The organism is Nocardiopsis sp. CC223A, assembly GCF_030766825.1.
Classification (GTDB): Bacteria; Actinomycetota; Actinomycetes; order Streptosporangiales; family Streptosporangiaceae; genus Nocardiopsis.
The window spans coordinates 35,140-44,021 of sequence record NZ_JASFDV010000062.1 but is presented as its reverse complement, the minus strand read 5'-3'; the positions used below and the strand labels follow the sequence as shown (position 1 = coordinate 44,021).

Here is an 8,882-nt window from a genome sequence, read left to right as displayed (position 1 = left end):
GAACACCTGACCGGTCCGGCGCACTCCGCGGAGGGCCGGACCACGGTCCGGCCCCGGACGCGGGGCCGGGGAGGACACGGCCGCGGCACCCCGGCGGGGGCCGCGGCGCACAGGCGGCGCGGTGCCGGTCGGTGCCGCGCCGACGTGGGAGATCACGGCCTCGCTCCGCCCCGGAGCAGGCCGCCATCGTCTAGGGTGACCGGACGTGAGTACACCTAAGTTCCTCGATCTGCCGCCGGGTGTGCGGCGGGTCGACCTCGACCTGTCCTACGGGCCGGTGGCGGCCCTGCGGGCGCTGCCCGTCTCCGGGGGTGCCGAGCTGGCTCCCGCCGTGCTCGTGCACGGCTTCACCGGCAGCAAGGAGGACTTCATCGCGCTCCTCCAGACCCTGGCCCAGGGCGGTCGGGAGGTGGTCGCGGTCGACCTGCCCGGGACCTACGGGTCCCCGGGCCCGGAGACCCTCACCCCGCCGCCCGGGGTGCAGGCCCCCGACTACCGGCTGGCCTCGCTGGGCGAGGTCGTCGCCGAGGTCGTCGAGCAGGTCGGCGGGCGGATGCCCGTCCACCTGGTGGGCCACTCCTTCGGCGGCCTGGTGGTGCGCGAGACCGCGCTGAGCGGCATGGTCGACCTGGCCTCGCTGACGCTGCTGTGCAGCGGCCCCGCCGCCCTCCCCGGCCAGGCGGCGATGCGCGTCCGCACCCTGATCGCCGCGCTGTCCGTGGACCCCTCCCCGGAACGCCTGGAGGAGCTGTGGGAGGAGCGGTTCGACGCCGAGGCGCGCCAGCGCACCCCTGACGAGGGTGTGCGCTCCTTCCTGCACGACCGGCTGGTGCGCAGCAGTGCCCTGGCCCTGCTGCGCTGCGCCGAGGACCTGCTGGGAGCCCGTGACCGGGTGGAGGAGCTGGCCGGGCTGCGGCTGCCCACCCTGGTGATGTACGGCGAGAACGACGACGCGTGGGAGCCCTCCCTCCAGGAGGACATGGCCAAGCGGCTGGACGCCAAGCGGATCGTGGTGCCCGGCGCGGGCCACTCCCCCAACGTGGAGGCCCCCGAGACCACGGCCAGCGCGTTCACCGCGTTCTGGAACGAGGTGGAGTCGGTCGGCCGCCGCTGACCACGCACGACGCGCCCCGGTCCCGTGAGGGGGCCGGGGCGCGTCGGCGTTCGGGCGGGTTCGGACCCCGGGCGGGGTCAGACCCAGGAGTCGAAGTTCTTGCCCTCGGCGACCACGTTGGTGGCCGGGCCGCGGTCGGGCAGGATACGGGTGTCCGGGGGCAGCGACAGCAGCGATTCGCCGATGGAGGCGAGCTGGGTCGTGTAGTCGATGTAGGTGTTGCCGACCATGCCGGGCTCGCCCTTGCGCAGGGTGTCGCCGGAGAAGACGACGCCGAGCTGGCTGATGGAGTAGCCGACGGTGCCGGGAGAGGTGCCGGGCAGGGCCACGACGTCGATCTGGAGGTCGCCGATGGTCATGGAACCACCGCCCTCGACCTCGTAGTCCGGGCGGTGCTCGGCGCCGTGCAGGCGGCGCCACAGGCGCATCTCGCGGGGGTGCAGGGCGACCGGGGCCTCGGTCTCCTCGACGATCTTCACCGCGGACTCGATGTGCGGGGCGTAGGCGTTGGTGCAGGCCACGAGGTAGACATCGCGCTCGCCCACGGCCTCCAGGATGGCCTCGGCGTCGGGACCCGGGTCGATGACGATGACGCCGTCGTCGTCGGCCCGGACGATCCAGGTGTTGCCGATGTACTCGAACTTCTCGTCGTCGAACTCGAAGGTGCCCGCGGCGCGGACCCGGGTGATGCCCTCGGAGTCGGGGCCGGTGACACCGGCCTCCTCGGTGTCGTCGGCGAAGATGTCGCCGGAGGCCCCGGCCTCCTCTTCCTCGGAGTCCTCGTCCTTGGAGTCCTCGTCCTCGGAGTCGGAGTCGGTGTCCTCGTCGGCCTCGGCCTCCGCGTCGTCGGAGCCGGTGTCCCTGTCGGCGTCCTCGGCCGCGTCGGCCTCCTCCGCCTTCGCGTCCTTCTCCGCCTTCTCCTTCTCGGAGGTCTTCTCGGCCTGGGCCGTCTCCTCGGTCTCCCCGACCTCTTCGGCGTCGTCCGCCGTGTCGTCCACCGCGACCTCCGCAGCGGAATCGGTGGCCTCCGGGCCGTCCTGCTTCTTCGACTTCCGCTTCCAGAACACGGCGTCAGACCTCTCACTTAGTCCGATATGGGTGATTGCGCTGCGACCATTGTCGCGCTCGCGCACGGTGGTCCGTACCGTACCGAACCCACAGGGTGAACCGACACCCTCAGCCCCTGATCAGCGGGACCCCCGTGGCCGGGGCCACCAGTTCCTCGAACGCCTCCGGTGCGGTGGTCCGGACGCCCAGCCGGTGCCCGGTGAGGGAACCGTGGTCGTCGCTGGAGCCGGTGACCACCACCCCCAGGTCGGCGGCGACACCGCGCCAGTGGCGGGTCTGCGCGCTGTTGTGCGAGGGGTGGTCGGCCTCGATGCCGCCCAGTCCGGCGGCGGCCATGCGCTCGACCAGTTCCAGGGGCACCGACCCGTTGAGGGCGCCCTCGGCCCGGCCCGGGTGGGCCAGGGAGCACACCCCGCCCGCGGCCCGCACCAGTTCGACGGCGCGCACCGGGTCGATGGCGTAGCGGGAGGCGTAGGCGGGACCGCCGGAGCCGATCCACCGGTCGAAGGCGTCCTGCACGTCGCGGGCGGCCCCGGCCTCCACGATCGCGCGGGCCAGATGGGGGCGGCCGATGGTGTTGGCGTCGGCGTACTCGGCGTGTCCGGTGCCGGCGATCTCCAGCACCCGTTCCCAGGTGACGTCCACCCCGTTCGCCTGGAGCTTGTGGACCATCTCCTCGGCGCGCGAGGCGCGGTCGGAGCGGACCCGGAGCAGCTCCTCGGTGAGGTCGGCGTCTCCCGGGTCGAACAGGTACGACACCAGGTGGACGCTGGAGCCCCGGTAGGCGCAGGACAGCTCCATGCCCGGGACCAGCGTGAAGCCGGGAGGCAGGACCGCGGCCGCCGCCTCGACTCCGCCGACCGTGTCGTGGTCGGTGAGGGCGAGGACGTCCAGGCCCGCGGCGACGGCGTACCCGATGACCTCCTCCGGAGCATCGCCGCCGTCGGAGACGGAACTGTGGGAGTGCAGGTCGATACGTGTCACCGGCTGATCGTACTAAGGCGCCGCCCTGCTCCGGGCACCGCACCGGGTCGCCGGGCACCTGGCCGGCTTGACGGTAACGGGCCCGGTCAGGCGGGAACGGGCCCGGCCAAGCGGGAACGGGCCCGGCCAAGCGGGAACGGGCCCGGTCAGGCAGGGCGGGCCCGGTCAGGCGGGGCGGGGCGCCAGTTCCGCCGCCAGGAACGGGCTGGGCGCGCCGAAGGGCGGTTCCAGGGCGACCCCGCCGTCCTTGATGTCGCGCAGGTCCCGCAGGGCGTTGATCTCGCACATCAGCAGGGCGGTGTCGGCGGCGGCGAACACCACCCACAGCCACTGGGAGAGCGCCTCACCGGTGTAGCCGGCACGTTCGCGGCCCAGGTCGAGGTTCCACAGCGGGATCTCGTGGCCGTCGAAGCGCACCTTGGCGTCGGGTGCCCGGGTGTCGAACCCGTCACCGGCGTCGGGGCCCTCCAGCCCGGCCAGGCGGGCGCCCAGGCCGACCCCGGGGGCCTCCGCGACGATGACGACCTCGCCGACACCGCCCAGCGGGTCGGGACCGGACAGGGCCACGGCGGTCGCGAGCACTCCGCTGCGGTCGTCGCCCGCCTCGGCGAACCCGGTGACCACCCACCCGGTGGGCAGCGGCCACGGGATCCACACCGGGACACGGGCCTGGGGCAGGAGGGCCTCCAGAGCGGCGGCGCCGGGTTGGCGGACCGGTTGCAGTGGTGTGACCGGGCCGTGTGCGTCACACTGCCACGCGCTGGTCCACAACCCCGGGGGCCGGACCGCGCGCCCGCACCGGGGACACGAGGGATCGGTCTTCATGTTGTAGCGGTCTACCCGTGTGACCTGGCCGGAAAACGCCGGTGGGCGAGCCGCGACGCGACCCGCCCACCTGTGGGAGAGGACTCCCCTACCGCTGCTGGCGCTTCTTGTTGGCGGCGATGCGCCCGCGCTCCTTCTGGTCCAGGATGACCTTGCGGATGCGCACGTGGTCGGGGGTGACTTCCACGCACTCGTCCTCGCGGCAGAACTCCAGGGCCTGCTCCAGGGACAGCTTGCGCGGCGGCACCAGGCGCACCAGCTCGTCGCCCGTGGCCGAGCGCATGTTGGTGAGCTTCTTCTCCTTGGTGATGTTGACGTCCATGTCGTCGGCGCGGGCGTTCTCGCCGACGATCATGCCCTCGTACACCTCGGTGCCCGGCTCCACGAACAGCGTGCCGCGCTCCTGGATGTTGAACATCGCGAAGGCGACGGCGGCACCGGAGCGGTCGGCCACCAGGGAGCCGTTGGGGCGGGTGCGCAGCTCACCGAACCACGGCTCGAACTTCTCGAACACGTGGTGGGCGATACCGGTGCCGCGGGTCTCGGTGAGGAACTCGGTGCGGAAGCCGATGAGGCCGCGGGAGGGCACCAGCCAGTCCATGCGCACCCAGCCGGTGCCGTGGTTGACCATGTTCTCCATACGGCCCTTGCGGACGCTGAGCAGCTGGGTGATGGCGCCCATGTACTCCTCGGGGGCGTCCACGGTGAGGCGCTCGACCGGCTCGTGGACCTTGCCGTCGATGACCTTGGTGACCACCTGCGGCTTGCCGACGGTCAGCTCGTAGCCCTCCCGGCGCATCTGCTCGACGAGGATGGCCAGCGCCAGCTCGCCGCGGCCCTGCACCTCCCAGGCGTCGGGGCGCTCGGTGGGCAGCACGCGCAGCGAGACGTTGCCGACCAGCTCCTTCTCCAGGCGGTCCTTGACCAGGCGGGCGGTGACCTTGGCGCCCTTGACCTTGCCGACCAGCGGCGAGGTGTTGGTGCCGATGGTCATGGAGATGGCGGGCTCGTCCACCGTGATGAGCGGCAGCGGGATCGGGTTCTCCAGGTCGGCGAGGGTCTCGCCGATCATGATGTCCTCGATGCCGGCGATGGCGACGATGTCGCCGGGGCCCGCCTTCTCGGCGGGCTTGCGCTCCAGGCCGTCGGTCATGAGCAGCTCGGTGATCTTGACCTGCTGGGTGCTGCCGTCGGTGCGGATCCACGCGACCTGCTGGCCCTTGCGCAGCTCGCCCTGCTGGACGCGGCACAGCGCCAGGCGGCCCAGGAACGGGGAGGCGTCGAGGTTGGTGACGTGGGCCTGGAGCGGCGCGTCCGGGACGTACTCGGGCGCCGGGATGGTGTCCAGGATGGTGGAGAACAGCGGCACCAGGTTGTCGTTCTCCGGAACGGTGCCGTTGGCCGGGCGCTCCAGGGAGGCCTTGCCGTCGCGGGCGCAGGCGTAGACGATCGGGAACTCGATCTGGGACTCGTCGGCCTCCAGGTCCATGAACAGCTCGTAGGTGTCGTCCACGACCTCGGCGATACGGCTGTCGGGCCGGTCCACCTTGTTGATGACGAGGATGACGGGGAGCTTGGCCTTGAGGGCCTTGCGGAGCACGAAGCGGGTCTGCGGGAGCGGGCCCTCGCTGGCGTCCACGAGCAGGACCACGCCGTCGACCATCGACAGGCCGCGCTCGACCTCGCCGCCGAAGTCGGCGTGGCCCGGGGTGTCGATGATGTTGATGACCACGTCCTCGCCCTCGGGCGTGGTGTAGTGGACGGCCGTGTTCTTGGCGAGAATGGTGATGCCCTTCTCGCGCTCCAGGTCGTTGGAGTCCATCACGCGGTCGTCCACGTCCTGGTTCTCGCGGAAGACGCCGGACTGCCAGAGCATGGCGTCCACGAGGGTCGTCTTACCGTGGTCGACGTGGGCCACGATGGCGACGTTGCGAAGGTCGCTACGGCGTGCGGAGCCCTGGACGGGCGTGACGGTGGACATGGAAAAGTCTCGATCTCCTGATACCGGGGTAGAGACCGCAGGATGCCACGGCCCGTTGCCAGTTTATGCGGTCATGGGGGGCTGGTCGGGAAACGCACAGGTCATCCTGACCACGCCCACAGGGTCAACGGCGCCACAGGGGTGAATCATCCCGGTGGGCGCCGAGAGTTCATTCGACTGATGCGGACGGTTCGCCCCGGGGGCCGTCGCGCCGGGGAGCGTCGAACCGGGGGTCGTCGCCCCGGGCGAGCAGGTCCCCGATCGGCCCGAGGAACGGCACGTCCGCCGGGAGCCAGTCGAGTCCGCCCAGGTCGGCGGGGGCGAGCCAGCGCAGGGACAGGTGTTCCAGGGCGCGGGGCTCGCCGTCGACGAGGTCGGCGCGCAGCAGCCGCAGCACGGCGGGCCGGGTGCGCCCCGGGGTCGCCGGGAAGGGGACGTCGGCGCCGACCGCCTCCCGGGCGCGGACCGTGACCCCCAGCTCCTCGCGGCACTCGCGCACCAGGGCGTCGGCCGGGCTCTCACCGGGGTCGACCTTGCCGCCGGGGAACTCCCAGCGGCCGCGCAGGGCGGCGGGTTCGGCGCGCTGAGCGGCCAGAATGCGGCCATCGCGGATGATGGCGGCGCCCACGACGATCAGGGTGTCTCGGCCCAGGGTGTCTCGGTCCACGATCCCTGAGCGTAGCCGCGCAGCCGGTGCGCGAGTGCGGTGTGGCGGCGCCCGGAGGAGGCGTTGCGGACCGCCTGCGCCAGGGCGCGGCGCGAGCCGACCAGCACGACCAGGCGTTTGGCGCGGGTGACGGCGGTGTAGAGCAGGTTGCGCTGGAGCATCATCCACGAGCTGGTGGTGACGGGGATCACCACGGCCGGGTACTCGCTGCCCTGGGAGCGGTGCACGGTGATGGCGTAGGCGTGGGCGAGCTCGTCGAGTTCGGCGAAGTCGTAGGTGATGTCCTCGTCCTCGTCGGTGCGCACGGTCAGCTCCTGGGCGACCGCGTCCAGGCCGGTGACGACGCCGAGGGTGCCGTTGAAGACGCCGTTGGCGCCCTTGTCGTAGTTGTTGCGGATCTGGGTGACCTTGTCGCCGACCCGGAAGATGCGGCCGCCGAAGCGGCGTTCGGGGACACCGTCTCCGGCGGGGGTGAGGGCCTCCTGGAGCGCGGTGTTGAGGTTGCCCGCCCCGGCCGGGCCGCCCTTCATGGGGGTGAGGACCTGCACGTCGCGGCGCGGGTCCAGGCCGAAGGTGCGCGGGATGCGGCGGGCGACCACGTCGACGGCCATGGTCGCGGCGTCCTCGGACTCCTCGCAGGGGAAGAGGAAGAAGTCGCGCAGGCCCTCGAAGAGCAGGGGCTCGCCGCGGTTGATCCGGTGGGCGTTGGTGACCACCCCCGACTGCTGGGCCTGGCGGAACACCCGGGTGAGGCGGACGCTGGGGATCGGCGAGTCCTCGGCGAGCAGGTCGCGCAGCACCTGCCCGGCGCCGACGGAGGGCAGCTGGTCGACGTCGCCGACCAGGACGAGGTGGGCGCCGGGCGGGACGGCCTTGATGAGCTTGTTGGCGAGGATGAGGTCCAGCATGGACGCCTCGTCCACCACGAGCAGGTCGCAGTCCAGGGGGTTGTCGCGGTCGTAGGAGGCGTCGCCGCCCGGGCGCAGCTCCAGCAGGCGGTGGACGGTGGCGGCCTCGTGGCCGGTCAGCTCGGTGAGGCGTTTGGCGGCCCGGCCGGTGGGGGCGGCCAGCACCACCTTGGCGCCCTTGACGGCGGCGAGGGTGACGATGGAGGCGACGGTGAAGGACTTGCCGCAGCCGGGGCCGCCGGTGAGGACGCCGACCTTGCGGGTGAGCGCCTGGATCACGGCGGCGCGCTGCTCCTCGGCGAGTTCGGTGCCGGTGCGCTTGTGCAGCCAGTCCAGGGCGACGTCCCAGTCGACGTCGGCGAAGGCGGGCATGCGGTCGTTCGGGTGGTTGAGGAGGGTGAGCAGGCCGGCGGCGGCGCCGACCTCGGCGCGGTGGAAGGGGACGAGGTGGATCGCCCGGACCGGGGCGCCGTCGGGGCCGGGGACCTCCTCCCGGACCACGCCCTCCTCCTCGATGAGCCGGGCCAGGCACTCGATGACCAGGCCGGAGTCCACGGCCAGGATCTTGACGGCGGCGGAGATGAGCTTCTCCTCCGGGAGGTGGCAGTGGCCGTCGCCGGTGGACTCCGAGAGGGTGAACTGGATGCCGGCCATGACGCGCTGGGGGCTGTCGTGGGGGATGCCGACGGCCTGGGCGATGGTGTCGGCGGTCTTGAAGCCGATGCCCCAGACGTCGGTGGCCAGGCGGTAGGGCTCCTTCTGGACGATCTCGATGGAGGCGTCGCCGTACTTCTTGAAGATGCGGACGGCGAGGGAGGTGCTGACCTGGACGCCCTGGAGGAAGACCATGACCTCCTTGATGGCCTTCTGCTCCTCCCAGGCGTCGGCGATCGACTTCGTCCGTTTCGGCCCCAGTCCGGGAACTTCGATGAGACGCGCGGGCTCCTGCTCGATCACGTCGAGGGCGTCGGTGCCGAAGTGCCCGACGATGCGCTCGGCCATCTTGGGGCCGATGCCCTTGATCAGACCCGAGCCGAGGTAGCGGCGGATGCCCTGGACGGTGGCGGGGAGCACGGTGGTGTAGTCGTCCACGTGGAACTGGCGGCCGTACTGGGGGTGGGAGCCCCAGCGGCCGTGCATGCGCAGGGCCTCGCCGGGCTGGACGCCCAGGAGGGAGCCGACGACGGTTAGGAGGTCGGCGGAGCCGCGGCCGGTGTCGACGCGGGCGACGGTGTAGCCGGTCTCCTCGTTGGCGTAGGTGATGCGCTCCAGGACGCCCTGGACGACGGCGGGGGCTGGGGCGCGGTCGCGCTTCTCGTCGGGCACCGGGCTCCT

General features: G+C 72.1%; 7 protein-coding genes. 1 reads left to right on the top strand and 6 read right to left on the bottom strand.

The window, feature by feature from the left end; genetic code table 11:
- The first annotated feature begins 205 nt into the window (after window positions 1–205).
- Window positions 206–1,114, top strand: coding sequence for an alpha/beta fold hydrolase (locus QJS33_RS22135; protein ID WP_306369958.1), 909 nt, complete (start codon window positions 206–208; stop codon window positions 1,112–1,114).
- A gap of 77 nt (window positions 1,115–1,191) precedes the next feature.
- On the opposite strand, the gene QJS33_RS22130 is transcribed toward QJS33_RS22135, so the two are convergent.
- From QJS33_RS22130 to QJS33_RS22105, 6 genes are all read right to left on the bottom strand, one after another.
- A complete protein-coding gene (locus QJS33_RS22130; protein ID WP_306369957.1) occupies window positions 1,192–2,181 on the bottom strand; it encodes an MBL fold metallo-hydrolase in 990 nt (329 codons plus the stop codon).
- 109 nt (window positions 2,182–2,290) lie between these two features.
- Window positions 2,291–3,166: a PHP domain-containing protein gene (locus QJS33_RS22125; RefSeq protein ID WP_306369956.1), complete on the bottom strand. Its 876-nt coding sequence runs from the start codon at window positions 3,164–3,166 to the stop codon at window positions 2,291–2,293.
- Between the two features lie 165 nt (window positions 3,167–3,331).
- The gene (locus QJS33_RS22120; protein ID WP_306369955.1) at window positions 3,332–3,991 is read right to left on the bottom strand and encodes a DUF6758 family protein; all 660 of its coding nucleotides are present in this window, start codon (window positions 3,989–3,991) and stop codon (window positions 3,332–3,334) included.
- Between the two features lie 88 nt (window positions 3,992–4,079).
- Window positions 4,080–5,972, bottom strand: coding sequence for a translational GTPase TypA (gene typA, locus QJS33_RS22115; protein WP_306369954.1), 1,893 nt, complete (start codon window positions 5,970–5,972; stop codon window positions 4,080–4,082).
- Between the two features lie 169 nt (window positions 5,973–6,141).
- Complete coding sequence (locus QJS33_RS22110; RefSeq protein ID WP_306369963.1) at window positions 6,142–6,624, bottom strand: (deoxy)nucleoside triphosphate pyrophosphohydrolase; 483 nt, start codon at window positions 6,622–6,624, stop codon at window positions 6,142–6,144.
- A complete protein-coding gene (locus tag QJS33_RS22105) occupies window positions 6,606–8,873 on the bottom strand; it encodes an ATP-dependent RecD-like DNA helicase (RefSeq protein WP_306369953.1) in 2,268 nt (755 codons plus the stop codon). The genes QJS33_RS22110 and QJS33_RS22105 overlap by 19 nt, the downstream gene beginning before the upstream one ends.
- Window positions 8,874–8,882: the final 9 nt, after the last annotated feature.